The 18,174-nt window shown below is 63.2% G+C and carries 17 protein-coding genes; 11 read left to right on the forward strand and 6 right to left on the reverse strand.

Annotation, left to right across the window (positions count from 1 at the left end; translation table 11 throughout):
- Positions 1 to 47: 47 nt before the first annotated feature.
- The 3 genes from K6M89_RS10305 to K6M89_RS10315 all read left to right on the forward strand — a co-directional run bounded on the left by K6M89_RS10305 (position 48) and on the right by K6M89_RS10315 (position 4,040).
- Positions 48 to 1,133 carry an alpha/beta fold hydrolase gene (locus K6M89_RS10305; RefSeq protein WP_222139362.1) on the forward strand — a complete coding sequence of 362 codons (1,086 nt, stop codon included), beginning with the start codon at positions 48 to 50 and terminating at the stop codon, positions 1,131 to 1,133.
- A gap of 75 nt (positions 1,134 to 1,208) precedes the next feature.
- Positions 1,209 to 2,945 carry a gamma-glutamyltransferase gene (gene ggt, locus K6M89_RS10310; protein ID WP_222139363.1) on the forward strand — a complete coding sequence of 579 codons (1,737 nt, stop codon included), beginning with the start codon at positions 1,209 to 1,211 and terminating at the stop codon, positions 2,943 to 2,945.
- Between the two features lie 120 nt (positions 2,946 to 3,065).
- Positions 3,066 to 4,040, forward strand: coding sequence for a threonine ammonia-lyase (locus K6M89_RS10315; protein ID WP_222139364.1), 975 nt, complete (start codon positions 3,066 to 3,068; stop codon positions 4,038 to 4,040).
- 5 nt (positions 4,041 to 4,045) lie between these two features.
- Here K6M89_RS10315 and K6M89_RS10320 read toward each other — a convergent pair whose 3' ends face one another.
- Positions 4,046 to 4,939, reverse strand: a complete 894-nt coding sequence (locus K6M89_RS10320; protein WP_222139365.1) for a LysR substrate-binding domain-containing protein — start codon at positions 4,937 to 4,939, stop codon at positions 4,046 to 4,048.
- Positions 4,940 to 5,056: 117 nt separating this feature from the next.
- On the opposite strand from K6M89_RS10320, the gene K6M89_RS10325 reads away from it, so the two are divergent.
- Together K6M89_RS10325 and K6M89_RS10330 are read left to right on the forward strand one after the other, a co-directional pair.
- Positions 5,057 to 5,476, forward strand: coding sequence for a tautomerase family protein (locus K6M89_RS10325; RefSeq protein WP_222139366.1), 420 nt, complete (start codon positions 5,057 to 5,059; stop codon positions 5,474 to 5,476).
- Entirely contained in the window at positions 5,473 to 6,024 is a 552-nt protein-coding gene (locus K6M89_RS10330) for a DUF4865 family protein (protein ID WP_222139367.1), read from the forward strand. The genes K6M89_RS10325 and K6M89_RS10330 overlap by 4 nt, the downstream gene beginning before the upstream one ends.
- Before the next feature lie 8 nt (positions 6,025 to 6,032).
- On the opposite strand, the gene K6M89_RS10335 is transcribed toward K6M89_RS10330, so the two are convergent.
- From K6M89_RS10335 to K6M89_RS10345, 3 genes are all read right to left on the reverse strand, one after another.
- Positions 6,033 to 6,668, reverse strand: coding sequence for a LysE family translocator (locus tag K6M89_RS10335; protein WP_222139368.1), 636 nt, complete (start codon positions 6,666 to 6,668; stop codon positions 6,033 to 6,035).
- 124 nt (positions 6,669 to 6,792) lie between these two features.
- Positions 6,793 to 8,232 (reverse strand): pyruvate kinase, encoded by a 1,440-nt coding sequence (gene pyk, locus K6M89_RS10340; protein WP_097580356.1) that lies wholly within the window; start codon positions 8,230 to 8,232, stop codon positions 6,793 to 6,795.
- Positions 8,232 to 8,717: a DUF1036 domain-containing protein gene (locus tag K6M89_RS10345; protein WP_012485172.1), complete on the reverse strand. Its 486-nt coding sequence runs from the start codon at positions 8,715 to 8,717 to the stop codon at positions 8,232 to 8,234. The genes pyk and K6M89_RS10345 overlap by 1 nt, the downstream gene beginning before the upstream one ends.
- A gap of 202 nt (positions 8,718 to 8,919) precedes the next feature.
- On the opposite strand from K6M89_RS10345, the gene K6M89_RS10350 reads away from it, so the two are divergent.
- The 3 genes from K6M89_RS10350 (at position 8,920) to K6M89_RS10360 (ending at position 10,380) form a co-directional block, all read left to right on the forward strand.
- The gene (locus K6M89_RS10350; RefSeq protein ID WP_097580503.1) at positions 8,920 to 9,708 is read left to right on the forward strand and encodes an N-formylglutamate amidohydrolase; all 789 of its coding nucleotides are present in this window, start codon (positions 8,920 to 8,922) and stop codon (positions 9,706 to 9,708) included.
- A gap of 15 nt (positions 9,709 to 9,723) precedes the next feature.
- The gene (locus tag K6M89_RS10355) at positions 9,724 to 10,029 is read left to right on the forward strand and encodes a DUF1244 domain-containing protein (RefSeq protein ID WP_097580357.1); all 306 of its coding nucleotides are present in this window, start codon (positions 9,724 to 9,726) and stop codon (positions 10,027 to 10,029) included.
- A gap of 87 nt (positions 10,030 to 10,116) precedes the next feature.
- On the forward strand, positions 10,117 to 10,380 hold the full coding sequence (locus K6M89_RS10360; RefSeq protein ID WP_003585771.1) for a DUF2312 domain-containing protein: 264 nt from the start codon (positions 10,117 to 10,119) through the stop codon (positions 10,378 to 10,380).
- 164 nt (positions 10,381 to 10,544) lie between these two features.
- On the opposite strand, the gene K6M89_RS10365 is transcribed toward K6M89_RS10360, so the two are convergent.
- Together K6M89_RS10365 and K6M89_RS10370 are read right to left on the reverse strand one after the other, a co-directional pair.
- A complete protein-coding gene (locus tag K6M89_RS10365) occupies positions 10,545 to 12,386 on the reverse strand; it encodes a peptidoglycan L,D-endopeptidase MepK (protein WP_222139369.1) in 1,842 nt (613 codons plus the stop codon).
- 179 nt (positions 12,387 to 12,565) lie between these two features.
- A complete protein-coding gene (locus K6M89_RS10370; RefSeq protein ID WP_097580359.1) occupies positions 12,566 to 14,113 on the reverse strand; it encodes a sigma-54-dependent transcriptional regulator in 1,548 nt (515 codons plus the stop codon).
- Positions 14,114 to 14,320: 207 nt separating this feature from the next.
- On the opposite strand from K6M89_RS10370, the gene K6M89_RS10375 reads away from it, so the two are divergent.
- From K6M89_RS10375 to K6M89_RS10385, 3 genes are all read left to right on the forward strand, one after another.
- Complete coding sequence (locus tag K6M89_RS10375) at positions 14,321 to 16,174, forward strand: M3 family oligoendopeptidase (RefSeq protein ID WP_222139370.1); 1,854 nt, start codon at positions 14,321 to 14,323, stop codon at positions 16,172 to 16,174.
- 185 nt (positions 16,175 to 16,359) lie between these two features.
- Positions 16,360 to 17,547, forward strand: a complete 1,188-nt coding sequence (locus K6M89_RS10380) for an aminodeoxychorismate synthase component I (protein ID WP_222139371.1) — start codon at positions 16,360 to 16,362, stop codon at positions 17,545 to 17,547.
- Positions 17,544 to 18,173 (forward strand): aminotransferase class IV family protein, encoded by a 630-nt coding sequence (locus K6M89_RS10385; protein WP_222139372.1) that lies wholly within the window; start codon positions 17,544 to 17,546, stop codon positions 18,171 to 18,173. The genes K6M89_RS10380 and K6M89_RS10385 overlap by 4 nt, the downstream gene beginning before the upstream one ends.
- Position 18,174 lies beyond the last annotated feature (1 nt).

An 18,174-nucleotide genomic window follows, 5' to 3' on the forward strand; every position in this document is an offset into this window, starting at 1 on the left:
CGCCCACCGCTCTCGAGAACCGCCGCAAACCATCGCCCGTAAAGATCATGCTTGCAGAAGTTTCCGCTCTTCTCGCTCCCCTCGCCGCCGCCATCGGTTACTCCTCCTATAAGGCGCGGCGCTTCGAACAGACCTATCCAAATATCGGTGAGCTGACGGATGTCGGCGGCTACCGCATGAATGCCGTCCATATCAAGCGTCCGGAACATGCCGATCTGCCGGCGCTCGTCTTCATTCACGGCGCCAGCGGCAATCTGCTCGACCAGGTCGTCGCCTTCCGCGCTGCACTCGAGGGCCGGGCGGAAATGCTCTTCGTCGACCGTCCCGGCCACGGCTATTCCGAACGCGGCGGCCCTGAAAATGCGGTCCCTTCCGGTCAGGCGGATGCGATCGCCCGGCTGATGGAGGCACGCGGCATCGAGAGGGCGATCATCGTCGGTCATTCTTTCGGCGGCGCGATCACCGCAACCTTCGGCCTGCGCCATCCCGAAAAGACATCCGGCCTGCTCTTTCTGGCACCCGCCACCCATCCCTGGCCGGGCGGGATCGACTGGTATTATCACGTCGCGACGGCGCCGGTCGTCGGCTGGCTGTTCAACCACGCCATCGTCGTGCCGCTGGGGCTCAGTCGGCTGGAGCGCGGCACGCTGAATGTCTTCCGTCCCAATCCGCGCCCGCTCGATTACATCGAAAAGACCGGCCCATCGCTGGTGCTGCGGCCTCGCACCTTCCGCAACAACGCCGCCGATTTCAAAAGGCTGCTTGCCTATCTGAAGGAGCAGTCGCCGCTCTATTCGCAGATCACCGCGCCGACCGTCATCATAACAGGCGACAGCGACGAGATCGTCTGGGAACACCTGCATTCACGCGGTCTTGCCCGCGACATAGCCGGCTCCGAGCTCATCACCGTCCGCGGCGTCGGCCACAAGCCGGATTATCTCGCGACCGATGTCGCCATCGCTGCCATGGAAAAGATCGCCGGCAAGCCGAGCGACCTGCAGGCAATCGCCCGCCGGGCCGAGGAGCGGCTCGCCGCGGCGTCGCGCGATCGGACATCGCTCCCGTCGCTGGAGCCGGGTGCCCCGCGCGGGCATGATCCTTCATCAGGAAACGCGATCGAACGCCTCGCATAAAGCCGATCGCCTGCATTGCCTCGAGCCGGCGCAGCCCCATATGTTTTTCCGTTGTTGTCCATAGGAGGGGAAATCATGGGCCGCCTGCATATCGGGACGATTTCGGTCATATCGGCATTGTCGCTCTGCCTGACCTCGGCTTTCGCGGCCTCGCCCGCACCGGTTGAAGCCGAACACGGCATGGTCGTCACCGCCCAGCATCTGGCGACCGATGTCGGCGTCGAGGTGCTGAAGAGCGGCGGCAACGCCATCGATGCGGCCGTCGCCGTCGGTTATGCGCTAGCGGTGGTCTATCCCTCGGCCGGCAATCTCGGCGGCGGCGGCTTCATGACCATCCGCCTGAAAGACGGCACCAAGACCTTCCTCGATTTCCGCGAACGCGCGCCGCTCGCCGCGACGAAGACCATGTACATCGATGCCAAGGGCGAGATCGTGCCGCGCGCCAGCCTCGACGGTTATCTCGCCGTCGGCGTTCCCGGCTCGGTCATGGGTTTTGAAACCGCGCGCGAGAAATACGGCACCCGCTCACGCCAGGATCTGATCGCGCCGGCCCTTCGATTCGCCAAGGAAGGCTTCACTCTGGAGCAGGGCGACGCGGCCATCCTCGCCGGCAGCGCCAAACGCCTCGCCAAGGATGAGACGGCGGCGAAAATCTTTCTGAAACCGGATGGCAAGCCCTATGCATCCGGCGAAAAACTTGAGCAGCCGGATCTCGCCGCGGTACTCGCCGCCATCTCCGAAAAAGGCCCCGACGCCTTCTATAAGGCCGCGCCCGCCGAGGCGATCGTCACGGCAAGCCAGGCCAAGGGCGGCATCCTCGCCAAGCAGGATTTCGAGCAATATGCAGTGCGCGAATTGAAGCCGATCGAGTGCAATTACCGCGGCTACGACATCATCTCCTCGCCGCCGCCCTCCTCCGGCGGGGTCATCATTTGCGAAATCCTCAACGTCCTCGAAGGTTATCCGCTCTCCTATCTCGGCTACGCCTCGGCCGAAACCGTGCACGTGATGGTCGAGGCGATGCGCTACGCCTATGTCGACCGTAACGCGGCGCTCGGCGATCCTGATTTCGTCGAAAACCCGGTCGAAAAATTGCTCGACAAGGGTTACGCCAAGGAGACCGCAGCAAAGATTGATCCCTACAAGGCCGGCACGTCGGCGAATTTGAAACCGCTCGGCGGCAAGGAAAGCAACGAGACGACGCATTATTCGATCATCGACGACGAGGGCAACGCCGTCGCCGTCACCTACACGCTGAACGGCTCCTTCGGCGCCGCCGTCGTAGCACCCGGCACCGGCGTTCTGCTCAACAACGAGATGGACGATTTCACCTCCAAGCCGGGCGTGCCGAACCTCTACGGTCTGGTGCAGGGCGAGGCGAATGCCATCGCCCCGAAGAAGACGCCGCTCTCCTCGATGAGCCCGACGATTATTACCCGCGACGGCAAGCCCTTCATGGTGATCGGCAGCCCCGGCGGCTCGCGTATCATTACCATTACGCTGGAGGCGTTCCTCAATGTCGTCGATTTCGGCATGGATATCAGCCAGGCCGTCAACGCCCCGCGTTTCCATCACCAATGGCAGCCCGACAAGGTCTATCTCGAGCCCTATGCGCTTTCTCCGGATACGGAAAAGGCCCTCGCCGCCATGGGTTACAGTTTCGACGGCGGCAATGATGCACCGGTCTGGGGCCAGGCTGCCGGCATCCTCGTCGGCGGCAAAAGCCTTGCCGCCATCGCAAAGGGCGGTGGTGCCCGCTACAATGGCGCCATGGACGCCCGCGCGGCGGAAGGCTCGGCCGGCGGCTATTGACGGGCGCCAAACGGTTCAGGCGGTGGATATCCATTCATGTCACGGTGACAAAGTCGACGTTCACAAACGGCGTGCCGCATCCTATGCATGTGCGAACTCTCCAAGCAGGACGATTCCCGAATGGCAAGCATTGAAATGATTGTCGCCGCCCGCGCCCGTTTGCGCGGCCATATCAGGCGCACGCCGCTTCTCTCCTCCCCCTTCCTCAACGACATCGCCGGCCGGCGCCTGTTCGTGAAGGCGGAATGCCTGCAGCATACCGGCTCCTTCAAATTTCGCGGCGGCTGGTCTGCCGTCTCCGGCCTCGACCGGGCCGTGCGCGCCCGCGGCGTCATCGCCTTCTCCTCCGGCAATCATGCGCAGGGCGTGGCGCTGGCCGCCAAGCTGCACGGCGCACCCGCCGTCATCATCATGCCGAGCGATGCACCGAAGCTGAAGATCGCCAACACCCGCGCCTTCGGCGCCGAGGTGGTGCTCTACGACCGCGCCAGCGAGGATCGCGACGAAATCGGCGCCCGGCTTTCGGCCGAGCGCGGCCTGACGCTGATCAAGCCCTTCGACGAACCGCTGGTGATCGCCGGCCAGGGCACGACCGGCCTCGAGATCTCCGAACAGGCCGAAGAAGAGGGCGTGACGTCAGCCGAGGTCCTCGTGCCCTGCGGCGGTGGCGGATTGACCTCCGGCATCGCCCTTGCCCTCGAAGCCAGTGCCCCCGGCCTCCGCGTCCGGCCTTGCGAGCCCAGGGGTTTCGACGACACCACCCGCTCGCTCGCCTCCGGCATGATCGAACGCAACGCGTCGATATCAGGCTCGATCTGCGATGCGATCCTGACGCCGCAGCCCGGCAACATCACCTTCCCGATCCTCAAGCGCCTTGCCGGCGCCGGCATCGTCGTCACCGACGAGGAGGCGCTGCGCGCCATGGCGCTGGCATTCACCCGGCTGAAGATCGTCGTCGAGCCCGGCGGCGCCGTGGCGCTCGCCGCCGCCCTCTTCCACGGCGAGGCGCTGGAAAGCGATGCGGTCATCGCCGTCACCTCAGGCGGCAATGTCGATGCCGATCTCTTCGCCATGGCGCTGGAGCGCTTCGGCTGAGATTATTAGAGCCTTTGCTGCAGCGCGCCCTCCACGGACTGCAGCACGAGCTGGCCGAGCCGCGCCGCAGCCGGCGGCAGCTCGGCTTCGGCCCGATGCAGAACCAGGCCAAGCTTCGGCAGGTCGGGCAGGCCGACGGCCTTCGGCATAAGCGGCCGGAGCTTCGCCGGCAGGCCGATCGGCGTGCGGATGGTGAGACCGAGGCCGGCTGCCGTCGCCGCCCAGAGGCCACCGAGACTGGCACTGACGAAGGCGAGCCGCCAGGAAATGCCGGCCTCATCAAGCGCCTTTGTCGCCGCGCTGCGCAACAGGCACGGCGCCTCCAGTGAGGCGAGCGGCATCGGCTCGCCGCCGGCCGCATGCCAGCCGATCGGCCCCTCGGCGGGCCCGATCCAGCACATCGGCACTTCGCCGATCCGCTCGCAATGTGCCGTCAGCGCGCCGTCGCTCCAGGCAAGCGCCAGATCGAGCTTGCCTGATGTGACACGCTCGAGCAGTTCGGTATTGCGTGCCACCCGCGCCTCGACGCGGACCTTCGGATGGGCGCGGGCGAAACGGCCGAGCACCTCGGGCAGCAAGGTCTCTCCGAAATCCTCCTGCAGCCCAAGCCGCACCCAGCCCTCCAGCTCGATGCTGTGCACGGCGGCGGCCGCCTCGTCGTTGAGTTCCAGAAGCCGCCTGGCATAGCCGAGCATCGTCTCGCCGGCATCGGTCAGCGCCAGCCCGCGCCCGGCCTTGCGGAAGATCGGCGTGCCCGCCTGTTCCTCCAGCTTCTTCAGCTGCGCACTGACCGCCGAGGTCGAACGCCCGAGCCTTTCGGCCGCCTTGGCGAAATTGCCGAGCTCCATGCCGGTCGAAAAGGTTCGAAGCACATCGAGATCGAAGATGGTCCGTCGCATCACACAGTCCATATTTTCAGGACCATTTGTCCATAATATTTTAATTTTCAGCATCATCGTGCCGTGCGATGGTGCTGTTGTCAAGGCCGGCGGACGGCCCCAACCATGGAGATCCCGATGCCCTTCGTTCGCATTTCCCTTCGCAAAGGCAAGTCGCCGGACTATCTCGAGGCGCTCGCCGACGCCACTCAACGCGCCCTGGTCGAGACCTTCGACGTGCCTGAGAACGACCGCTTCCAGGCCATCCACCAGCATGACGAGAACGAGCTGATCTTCGACAGCAGCTATCTCGCCGGCCCGCGCTCCGGCGATTTCGTCTATATCTCGATCACCATCGGCCGGCCCCGAACGGCCGAAATGAAGGCGGCGCTCTATCGCCGGCTTGTCGATCTCGTGTCGCAATCGCCGGGTCTTCGGCCCGAGGACGTGATGATCGTCATCAGCACCAGCGCCCCTGATGATTGGTCCTTCGGCAACGGTGTCGCGCAGATGACGGATCCCGACTGGCGGCTGCGGGCAGCGGCGGAACGCTCATGATTGCCATGCAATACAGCTTCACCCTGCCCGCCGATTACGACATGTCGATCGTCGACCGACGCATCAGCGACAAGGGGCCGCTGCTCGACGGTTTCCCCAATCTCGGCTTCAAGGCCTATCTCAGCGCCCGCCGAGGCGAATGCGCCAGCCGCGACAATCTCTATGCGCCCTTCTATCTCTGGCAGAAGCCGGAAGGGGCAAGCGACTTTCTCTGCGGCCCGGGATTCGAAGCCCTGACCGGCGCCTTCGGCTGGCCCACGGCCAGAACCTGGATTGTCTGGCAGGCGGAGCTTTCGGCTGAGATCGCTGATGCCAGGTTTGCGACCCGCGATATCCTGCTGACCGAGCCCTACGCGCCGCTCGCTGATATCCGGCGGGCCGAAAGCGCGCAGGCTGAAGCCGAGGTTGCGGCAGGCGGCGCCCTCGCCTCCGTCTCCGGCTTCGAACCGACGACATGGACGCGCGTGCGCTTCAGGCTGTGGCGCGAGATGCCGGAGATCGGCCCGCAGACGCAGGCCTATCGCGTCGGTCACCTGTCCCTGCCCTGACGCTGGCGTCAAACGGTTGCCCGGCGGTAGAAGGCGAGCGACCCGGCAAGCGCCAAGAGCGCCCCGCCGCAGGCTCGCTCCAGCCAGAGGGCGCCCGACGTCTTCAGAAAACGCACCGCCTGCGAACCGAAGAAGGCGTAGCCGAACATGATGATGAAATCGAGCACGGCAAAGACCAGCGCCAGCAGCGCATATTGCCCTGCCTGCGGCAGCGTCGGGTCGATGAACTGCGGCAGAAAGGCCGAGAAGAACAGGTAGCCCTTCGGATTGGTCGCCGCGACCATGAAACTCTTCAGACCGATCGAGAAGGTCGATGCCGCGCCCGCCGGCGCGCCTGCTTTCAACGCCGCATCGATCCCGCCTTTCGAGCGCAGCAGCATGATGCCGAGAAAGGCAAGATAGGCAGCACCTGCCCATTTCAGCATCGAGAACCAGAATTCCGATGCCGCGAGCAGCGCGCCGAGCCCGACCGCCACGGCGCCGATCAGCACGAAATCGGAAAGCACGGCGCCGACCATTCCGGCGATTGCCGGCCGCAGACCATGCCTCGAACCATTCGTCAGCGCCAGCAGCACTGTCGGTCCCGGCGTCGCGATGCCGACGAACGAAACGGCTGCAAAGGCCAGTAGCGTGACGGTGTCCATAAAGATCCCTCCCAGGTCAGAGGAACGAAACTTGCACGCGCCGCAAGCCCTGGCAATGCTGGACCGTCAACAAAAAACCCGCAGCCTCAGTGAGGCTGCGGGCTCTCGAAAGGATGCGATCGGATCAGATACCGCTCTGGCCGTCGGAACCGATATAGGCGATGCGGATCATGTTGGTGGCGCCGGGCGTGCCGAGCGGCACGCCGGCCGAGATGATGATGCGGTCGCCCGGCTTGCCGAAGCTTTCATCCGCGACGATGCGGCAGGCGCGGTTGACCATATCGTCGAGATCGGTGGCGTCATGGGTGACGACGCAATGCAGACCCCAGACGATGGCAAGCCGCCGCGCCGTCTTGATGATCGGCGACAGTGCCAGGATCGGCACCTGTGGGCGCTCGCGCGAGGCGCGAAGGCCTGTCGTGCCCGACGAGGTGTAACAGACGATCGCCGACAGTTTCAGCGTTTCGGCGATTTGGCGGGCGGCAAGCGAGATCGCATCGGCGCCAGTCGCTTCCGGCTGGGCGCGCTGGGCATAGATGATGCCGGGATAATGCGGCTCGCGCTCGATGGCGGTGGCAATCGACGCCATGGTCGAGACGGCTTCGACCGGATAGTCGCCCGAGGCCGATTCGGCCGAGAGCATGACGGCATCGGCACCTTCGAAGACGGCGGTCGCGACGTCGGAGACTTCGGCGCGCGTCGGCACCGGCGCCGAGATCATCGATTCCAGCATCTGCGTGGCGACGACCACCGGCTTGCCCGAACGACGGCAGGCGCGAATCAGCTGCTTCTGGATCCCGGGAACCGATTCGAGCGGCATTTCGACGCCGAGATCGCCGCGGGCGACCATCAAGGCATCAGAAAGCTCGATGATTTCCTCGATGCGCTCGAGAGCCTGCGGCTTTTCGATCTTCGACATCAGTCCGACACGGCCGCGGGCGATCTTGCGCACTTCGGCAAGGTCGTCGGGACGCTGGACGAAGGAAAGGGCCACCCAGTCGACATCGTCGGTGGCGAGCACGGCGTCGAGGTCGGCGCGGTCCTTATCCGTCAGTGCGCCGACGCCGAGCAGCGTATCGGGAAGGCTGACGCCCTTGCGGTCGGAGATGCGCGTGCCCGATATAACCGTCGTGACGATGCTCTTGCCGTCGCACTTTTCCGCACGGAGCGCGAGCTTACCATCGTCGATCAGCAGGCGATGGCCGGGCTGCACCGATTCCAGAATTTCGGGGTGCGGTAGATAGACACGGGTCTGGTCGCCAAGCGCCTCGTTGTTGTCGAGCGTAAATGTCTGGCCGGGCTTCAGGTCGACTTTGCTGTCGACGAACTTGCCGACGCGCAGTTTCGGTCCCTGCAGGTCGGCGAGAATGCCGATCGGCCGGCCGGAGCGCGCTTCGACCGAGCGGATACGCTCGATGAGCGTACGCATCAGGTCGTGGCTCGCATGGCTCATATTGATGCGGAAGACATCGGCACCGGCTTGGTGCAGCTTCTCGATCATCGATTCCTCGGAGGAGGCAGGCCCGAGGGTGGCGAGGATTTTAATTTTGCGATTACGCTTCATCAATTCTGGCTTTCTTGCGTCCCTGGGGTGTCGGAGAGTTGGACCATCCAGCTGCCCTGGCGGCCCGTGTCGTATTCCTTGAAACCCATTTTCTGGTAACCGCGGGCATAACAATCCTGTACACCCGAGATCTTGAACTCGTTTTCCGCCACGCACATCTGCACGTCACCCGTCCATCGTCCTCCCCGGGCGGCGTCCTCTGCGTAGAGGTAATAATAACGCGACTGCAGTTCTCCCTCGATCAGCGTGGCGCAGGTGGTTGCCGGCACCTGCCACCAGCCTTCCGTCACCCAGCCATCCTTGGCCCGGTATCCGATCGCGACGCCGACGAGATTCTGTGTTCCGTTGCAGACGCGAAAATCGGCGCGTGCGGCATCTGCGATGAAGAACGGCATAAAAGCTGCAAGAGCGAACAGAGCGAGTCGGACCAGCGGTCCGGACCGCGTGAGGAAACTTGGCGCGGCTTGAATCAACACGGCTCCCAAATAGCTCCACGGTTATTCGTATCCGTGTCTTCTTGCGCCGCCGTCATGCGAAAGTCAACGCGATGCTAATCGATTATATTTCCTTTCACAAACTGCGCATCCAGGCTTCATCTTCGCTTCCCGCCGCCCGTCGCGCTTGAACCGGCGGCAGCCCCATGCGATCACTGCGCCCGACTGCGCAATGACGAACGGCAATTCCTTCATGGACGACTTCCAATCCTTCGAAAGCCTACCGGGAAAACATGACAAAGGGATGGTGATCCTCGCCGATCACGCGATGAACCGCCTCCCCGCGCGATACGGCCGGCTCGGCCTGCCCGACGCGGCCTTTGCCCGCCATATCGCCTATGACATCGGCATCGAGGGCCTGACGCGGCAGCTCTCGGCGAGACTCGGCGTGCCCGCGGTGCTCGGCGGCTTCTCGCGCCTGCTGATCGACCCGAACCGCGGTGAGGATGATCCGACGCTGATCATGAAGATTTCCGACGGCGCCGTCATCTCGGGCAACCATCCGATCACACCGCAGGAGTGGGAGTATCGTATCGAGACCTTCCATCGCCCCTATCACAATGCCGTGGCGGACATGATCGACAAGGTGGCGAACGCCACCGGCCGGGCGCCGCTGGTCCTGTCGCTGCATTCCTTCACGCCGGCGTGGAAAGGAATTCCTCGCCCCTGGCATGCCGCAGTCCTCTGGGACAGTGACCGGCGCGCGGTCGGTCCGCTGCTCGACATGCTGCGCGCCGATCCCGATCTCTTCGTTGGCGACAACGAGCCCTATGACGGCGCCCTGAAGGGCGATACCATGTACCGGCACTGCATGATGACCGGCATTCCGCACGCGCTGCTCGAAGTGCGCCAGGATCTGATCGCAGACGAGACCGGGATTGCTGCATGGGCCGAACGCTTAGCGCCGATCTTTGCGGCGATGAACGCCGATCCTGCCTTGCACGACTTCGACGTCCATCCGTCGCGCACCGGTCCCTATTGAAGGAAGGAAAGCGAGATGACCGCGCTCAGTAAAGAACAGCAGACCGAATTCGAAGCCGCCGCCTTCCGCCGCCTCATCGCGCATCTTCGTGAGCGCAGCGACGTGCAGAACATCGACTTGATGAACCTGGCCGGTTTTTGCCGCAACTGCCTGTCGAACTGGTACCGCGAAGCGGCCGAGGCCGAGGGTGTCGCGGTAACCAAGGACGAATCGCGCGAAATGGTCTACGGCATGCCTTACGAGGACTGGAAAAATCTCCACCAGAACGAGGCCTCGCCTGTGCAAAAGGCCGCTTTTGAACTGAACAACCCGCACAAATAGCCCATCACCGAGCGAATAGGCTTGACCCTCGCGCCGCTTCGCGGCAGTCACGGGCATCCAAAATGATCATCCAATCAGGAGAACACGATGTCTGATGCTCATGGCGTCGCCCGCGACCAGCTTCGCGCTTTCATCGAGCGCATTGAACGGCTGGAAGAAGAAAAAAAGACCATCGCCGACGACATCAAGGACGTCTACGGCGAAGCCAAGGGAATGGGCTTCGACACCAAGATCCTGAAGAAGGTCGTGGCGCTGCGCAAAAAAGATGAGCAGGAGCGCATGGAAGAGGAAGCGATCCTCGACACCTATCTGCACGCGCTCGGCATGATCGAGTCCCCGCCGGAAGGCTGATCCGACTGGCATCGCTGATATCGACAAGCCGCTGGAGCGATCCGGCGGCTTTTCTTTTGCGGAGAACACGCCGGGCCGAACATTCACGGTCTGATCGAAACGACCAAAAGAAAAACCGCCGGATCGCTCCAGCGGCTTTTTCGATATTCCGATGATCGGCACGCTCAGTTCGTATTGAACTTGCGCACCTCCATGAAGTTGACGGCCGTGCCGCTGAAGCGGGCCGGATCGACCGAAGCGGTCTTGACGTTGAAGCCTTCGGCATAGACGGCGGTCGGCTGGGCGCGCATCGTCTGGCTGACGAAGCGCGGCGCCTTGACCTGCTTGGAGGCCATTTCGAGACGGGCATTGGTCAGCGCCCACTGCGAAATCATCTTCTGCGTCAGCTTCGGCTCGGTCCGCACCGTCGCGCGGCTGGCGTCGGCTGCGGCGGCCTGCTTCTGCGTCGGGCGGCCACCCTTGGTGGGAAGAGCCGGCACCACGGCGTTTTCGGCGGCCGGTTCGTCGAAGGCGTCGCCGAAGCTTGCCGACTTCGTTGCTGGCGCCAGGGCTGCGAGCTGAAGCGACGGTTTCTGGGCAGGCGCCTGTTGCGGCATCGCCGCATTGATCGCCTGCTCCACCGTCATCTCGGGCGCATGCGCGGCGACCTGGTTTTCGTCACCCTTGTTCTGCTGGTCGAGCGCATCGGCAAGGGCAGGAGACAGTCCGCCGTCCTGATCGGCCTCGTCGGCCTCTGCTTCCGGATCTGCATTGGCGGCAGCGAGAAGCTTCTCGGCAAGGGCAGGACGTTCGACCGGCGTCGGAACCGGCATTCCGCTCAGCATGGCGGGATCGGTCGATGCGACTTCGGCATCGCCGGGCGCGCGGCGCTGGCCAAGAAGCGAGGGAACCGGGATGCTGTAGCCGCTGAGATCGGCGAATTGCTGCGGCTGGGCCTGATCGGCCGGAAGCGCGGCGGCCAGGGCCTGCTGCGCGGCATTACCCGAAGGCGGCGCGACCAGCGCGCTTGCCACTTCGCTGCCGGCCGGCTGGTTGCTGAATGCCGGACGAACCTGCGGCACCGGCGCGTTGACATCGGCGACCTCGGTCTGCTGAGGCTCGGCAGGGGTAGGCTCGGCCTTCGGCGGCGTCGCCTTGGCGACGGCGACCGGGGCCGAATCGTCGGAATCGTCTTCCTGCTCATCGGCGCCGCCGCCGAAGAGCGCCTCAAACAGCGTCTTGTGCTTCGGTGCCGATTCGGAGGCGCTGGCGATCTCGATCTGCGTGCCGTTGGCGCGGCGCTTGTAGTCGGCCATTGCCTGCTGGTAGCCCGGCAGCGGCTTGCCGTCGGCCGGAATATGGATGGTATTGCCGTTCGGGAAAAGCCGGACAAGCTCGTCGCGGCTCATGCGCGGCCAGGCGCGAACACCGCCGACGTCCATGTGCACGAAGGGCGAACCGGACTTCGGATAGAAGCCGACGCCGCCGACCTGCATCTTCATGCCGATGGCGCGAAGCGTCGCCAGCTTGACGTCGGGAATGAAGAAGTCCATCGCCTTGCCGAGCATGTGCTGGCTCTTTTCGGCAACGCCGGATTTGCGCGAGCGGCCGCGCAGCATCTCGTTGGTGGCGGGCGAGCGGAAACCGCAGACGACGTTGATGTAGTCCCGTGAACCGCTCTGGCGATAGACTTCCCAGATCAGGTCGAACAGGCGCGGATCCATCTTCGTCGGCTGGTTCTTGCGCCAGTCGCGCAGGAAGCGGTTCAGCTGCTCCAGACCCTTGGGGTCGAACTTGCCGTTGCGCTTGTAGGTGATGACGGCTTTTTCGCCGGTATGGATGAAATAGAGCTTGAGGCTGCGGGTGTCGCCCGCGGCCTGAGAAGGCGTACTGACGAATACCGGCGAGGAAACCGCAAGCGCAAGAAGGGCGGCAGCCGCCGTCCTCACTGCCTTTCCGCAGATGTCGGCGCACAAAGAACGCCAGCTCAAGCGCGAAGGCTTGGAATTCCCATTCAGATTCGGCAACTCGATCCCCGTCAGACAGACAATGTCCCGTACTGTCCCAGATGACTGTCAAATGCGGTCACACGATGGCAAAAATGCCACACATGATCAACCTTTTCTTTACATAGTGAACGAGCCACTAACAAGTGGTTTATGAACAGTAACAAATCGTGGTTGCCCGAGTCTTAACAAATGCGGGCTTAAGCCGCATCTTTCTGGGGATTATCGGGATCTATGCCGTAATCTTTGAGCTTGCGATAAAGTGTGGACCGCCCGATGCCAAGCTTGCGTGCCACTTGACTCATCTGTCCGCGATAGAATTTAAGCGCGAATCGGATGAGTTCCTCCTCGACATCGGCAAGCTTGCGCACGTCACCTGAGGGGTTGACGCTGGCGATTGCATTTTCGGAGGTTTCGGACAGGCGGTGGTGGTGAACCTCCCCGTGCGTCGGAAGCCGGTAGTCTTCGCTATATGCCTCGTCCGGGTCGAGACCGGTATTGTCGGCCACTAGCGCCAGGTGATCCACCACTTCATATTCCGGAAGCTGGGCGGCGATCTGCGGGAAGTCCGCCTCCGTCAGCTCCGGCCCCTCGGCCAGAACGACCGCGCGGAAGATCGCATTTTCGAGCTGGCGGATATTGCCCGGCCAGTCATAGGCGGTCAAAAGCGCCAGCGCGCCGGAGTTCACCGTCATGCGGCGGCCGTTCTTCTGCTCGCTGGAGAAGCGGTCGGCAAAGACGCGCACTAGATGCGGAATGTCTTCCTTGCGCTTGCGCAGCGCCGGAATGGTGATCGGGAAGACGTTGAGGCGATAATAGAGATCCTCGCGGAAATGGCCGTTCTTGACCTCCTCGATCAGATCCTTGTTGGTCGCCGAGATCAGTCGGACATTTACCTTGTGCGCGGTGCGCGCACCGACCGTCTCGATCTCGCCCTGCTGCACGGCACGCAGCAGCTTCACCTGCACCTCGAGCGGCAGATCGCCGATCTCGTCGAGGAAGATGGTGCCGCCATCGGCTTCCATGAACTTGCCGATATGACGTTCGGTCGCGCCGGTAAACGCACCCTTCTCGTGACCGAAGAGAATGCTTTCGACCAGATTATGCGGGATCGCCCCGCAATTGACCGTGACGAACGGCTTGTTCGAGCGGTCGCCGCCGGACTGGATGGCGCGCGCCACCAGTTCCTTGCCGACGCCGGATTCCCCTTCGAGCACGACGGGAATGTTGGACTGAGCCGCCCGCTGGGCGAGATCGATGACACGGAGCATCGCCGGACTTGCCGAGACGATATCGTCGAAACCGACCGAGCCTGAGCGCGATCTGCGTCCGGCCCGCGCCTTCACCTCGCGCTGGTCGAGCTTCATCGCATTCGAGATCGACGTGGCGATGCGTTCGGGCGAGACCGGCTTGACGACGAAATCGAAGGCGCCGGCGCGCATCGCCTGCACCACCGTTTCGATGCCGCCCTGCCCCGTCTGCACGATCACGGGGATCTGCGTGCCGAATTCGTGAAGCGCGTCGAGGAATTCGAGGCCGGTCATCTCGGGCATCATCAGGTCGAGCACGATGACGTTGAAAAGGCCGCTGTCGCGCTTGACCATTTCAAGGCCGATCCGGCCGTTTTCCGCCTGGTGCACGACATGGCCGTGACGCTCGATTGCGTTCTTGAGCAGGCGGCGCTGCACCGGGTCGTCTTCGACCACGAGGATTTGCCCTGCTCCCTTGAGCTCATTGTAACCGGTCATTGTCGCCTCACTTCATGCGAAACCATGGAGGGCACTCTGGCAGAAAGGCTTGAACATCCAGTTTTGAGAAATAATTGCATTTTAACGATTGCGACGGCCGATTTTCGTGCCGAAGCGAGGCCTTTGATGAGGCGAAAGGCCCTTGATGCGGGGCGTTCTCACGCTTATTCAAACAGACCTGTTTTAAAGTGGAGAGGAATTGCGTCCATGAAAATCAAGCTCCCGCACGCCAGCCTTCGCTTGTCGCCTGCAGCGCCAGCTAGGCCCGCCGATCCGGCGCTCGGCGAGCTGCCGGTCTGGAAGCTGCAGGACCTCTATCCCTCCGCCACGTCAACGGCCTTCGTCGCCGACATGGAAAAGGCCGGCAAGGCCGCGATCGCCTTCGAGGAAAAGTGGAAGGGCAAACTCGCCGACGCCGCGACGAAAACCGGCACCGAGGGCATCGGCGCGGCGCTGAAGGAATATGAGGCGCTTGATGACATCATGGGCCGCCTCGGCTCCTTTGCCGGCCTGACTTATTTCTCCGACACCACAAACCCGACCAACGGCAAGCTCTACGGCGACGTGCAGGCCAAGATCACCGAATTCTCAGGCCATCTCCTGTTCTTCGCGCTGGAACTGAACCGCATCGACGACGCGGTCATCGACGCCTGCATCGCCAACGACCCCGATGCCGGCCATTATCGCCCCTGGCTCATCGACCTCAGGAAAGACAAGCCCTATCAGCTCGATGACAGGCTGGAGCAGCTCTTCCTCGAAAAGTCGATGACATCGGCCTCCGCCTTCAATCGCCTGTTCGACGAAACCATGGCGGAACTCCGCTACGAGATCGATGGCGAGAAAGTGCCGCTCGAAGTGGCCTTGAACATGTTGCAGGAGAAGGATCCGGACGTGCGCCGCAAGGCCGCCATGGCGCTCGCCGAAACCTTCAAGGCCAATATCCGCATCTTTACGCTGATCACCAACACGCTTGCCAAGGACAAGGATATCTCCGACCGCTGGCGCGGCTTCGAGGACATTGCCGACTCCAGGCACCTCGCAAACCGTGTCGAGCGCGAGGTCGTCGATGCGCTCGCCGCCGCCGTCCGGGAAGCCTATCCCCGCCTTTCGCACCGCTATTATAAGATGAAGGCGAAATGGCTCGGCATGGAGCAGATGAACTTCTGGGACCGCAACGCGCCGCTTCCGGAAACCTCCAGCGCCGTCATCTCCTGGTCGGAGGCAAAGGACACGGTGCTATCGGCCTATGGCAATTTCGCCCCCGAGATGGCCGATATTGCCAGGCGCTTCTTCGATGAACAATGGATCGATGCCCCGGTTCGCCCCGGCAAGGCGCCCGGCGCCTTTGCCCATCCGACGGTTCCCTCCGCCCATCCCTATGTGCTCGTCAACTATATGGGCAAGCCGCGCGACGTGATGACGCTTGCCCACGAACTCGGGCACGGCGTGCACCAGGTCCTGGCCGGCGCGCAAGGGGCGCTGATGTGCCAGACGCCGCTGACGCTTGCCGAAACTGCCTCCGTCTTCGGCGAGATGCTGACCTTTCGCACGCTTCTCGAAAAGACCACCGACAACCGCGAGCGCAAAGCGATGCTCGCCCAGAAGGTCGAGGACATGATCAACACGGTCGTGCGCCAGATCGCCTTCTACGAGTTCGAACGCCAGCTGCACACCGCCCGCAAATCAGGTGAACTCACCGCCGACGACATCGGCGAACTCTGGCTCTCCGTCCAGTCCGAGAGCCTCGGGCCGGCGATCAGCATCTCCGAGGGCTACGAGACCTATTGGGCCTATATCCCCCACTTCATCCACTCGCCCTTTTATGTCTACGCCTATGCTTTCGGCGATTGCCTGGTGAATTCGCTCTATGCCGTCTACCGGAAGGCCGAGAAGGGCTTTCAGGAAAAGTATTTCGAACTGCTGAAGGCCGGCGGCACCAAGCATCATTCCGAACTGCTGAAGCCTTTCGGCCTCGACGCCACCGATCCGTCGTTCTGGAGCCAGGGCCTGTCGATGATCGAAGGGCTGATCGATGAGTTGGAGGCTTTGGATAGGGCGTAAGAGAGCGAGTCCCTTCTCCCCTCGGGGAGAAGGTGCCGGCAGGTGGATGAGGGGGCGACACGGCAGAACCTCTCCTTCGCATACGCTGAGGACGTCGCTTCGCTCCACCTCATCTGCCCCTCGGGCATCTTCTCCCCGAGGGGAGAAGAGAGAAAATATCTGAGGCTCCCGATCGCATCTGAGCAATGGGGAGCAGAACAAACCGAAAGCGTTGCGTGGCAGATCAACCCTATATTCTCTTCCGCGACGACACATCAGGCCAGGTGATGCTTTTCGCCGAACCTGTGGAGATCATCGCCGCGCGAACGCCCGCCGAATTCTTCAGCGGCCTCGCCCGCATGGAAGAAGCAAGGGCCGAAGGCAAATGGCTTGCCGGTTACATGGCCTACGAGGCCGGGTATCTCTTCGAGGAAAAACTTGCTTCCTTCGCCGGCGAAAATCGCAAAACGCCCCTTCTCCTATTCGGCGTCTTCGACGCGCCGCAACCGGACACACATCCGCTCGCTCAGCCGAAACAGCGTCTCGAAAACGAGGAATTCCTCACCGAACCGAAAGCCGCCTGGGATTTCCCTATATATAAAGAGCGCTTCGACCGGCTTCACGAGCATCTCAGGCTCGGCGACGCCTACCAGGCGAACCTCACCATGCCGATCGAGGTCCGCTGGAACGGCGATCCTCGCGCCGCCTTCTGGTCGCTGATCGAACGCCAGCCGGTCAAATACGGCGCGCTGGTCGATCTCGGCGGCCCCGTCATCCTGTCGCGCTCGCCCGAACTGTTCTTCCGCACCGATGAGCAAGGCTGGATCGAGACCCATCCGATGAAAGGCACTGCCAAACGCGGCGCCACCGCCGCCGAGGATGCCGAAATCATCACCGCCATGCGCAACGATATCAAGACGCAGGCCGAAAACCGCATGATCGTCGATCTGCTGCGCAACGATATCTCCCGCATCACCGAGGTCGGCACGCTCGATGTCCCGAAGCTCTTCGATGTCGAGACCTATCCGACCGTCCACCAGATGGTCAGCCATGTGCAGGCGAGGCTGCGCCCCGGCCTTTCGATTCGCGATATCTTTGCCGCCCTCTTTCCCTGCGGCTCGATCACCGGGGCGCCGAAGATGCGGGCGATGGAAATCCTCCACGCGCTCGAAGATGCGCCCCGCGATGCCTATTGCGGCGCGATCGGCATGATCTCGCCCAGCGGCGCCATGCGTTTCTCCGTCGCCATCCGCACCATCACGCTTTTTGAGCGCGGCAGGGCCGTCTTCAATGTCGGCGGCGGCATCGTCTTCGATTCGACCGCCGAGGCCGAATACGAGGAGTGCCTGCTCAAGGCCCGCTTCGCCGTCGGCGACCAATGGATCGCGCGATGACCGACTTTTCGCTGATTGAGACGCTGCGCTGGCAGCCCGGCGACGGCTTCATCCGCCTGCGGCTACATCTCGCCCGGCTTTCCCGCTCCGCCCGTCGCCTCGGCTTCCCGCAGCCGATCGAGGCGGCCGCCAAGCTCGAGGACGCCGTTGCAGGATGTGCCGGTCCGCTGCGCATCCGCCTGACCTTCGACGCGCAGGGCCGCATCGAGGTAACGAGGGCGGCTTTCGTGCCGCTGGCACCGGAGACGGTCTGGACGGTGCGCCTCGCCGAGACCCGCCTTGATTCCACCGACAGGCTGCTGCGCCACAAAACCACGCGCCGCGCCGTCTACGAGGTGGCGCGCGCCGAATATGCGCCCGATGAGGCCGATGATGTCATCCTGCTGAACGAGCGCGGCGAGGTCTGCGAGGGCACCATCACCTCCGTCTTCCTGGATGACGGGACCGGCACGCTGCGCACTCCGCCGATCTCCTGCGGCCTGCTTGCGGGCGTGCTGCGCACCGAGCTCATTTGCGCGCGCAAGGCGCGTGTCGGCCGCCTCACACTTGCCGATCTCGATGGCGGCACGCTTTATATCGGCAACTCGCTGCGCGGCCTGATCCGCGCCAATCTTGTCAGGAGCTGAC

It is taken from the genome of Rhizobium croatiense (assembly GCF_019793465.1).
GTDB classification, from domain to species: Bacteria; Pseudomonadota; Alphaproteobacteria; order Rhizobiales; family Rhizobiaceae; genus Rhizobium; species Rhizobium croatiense.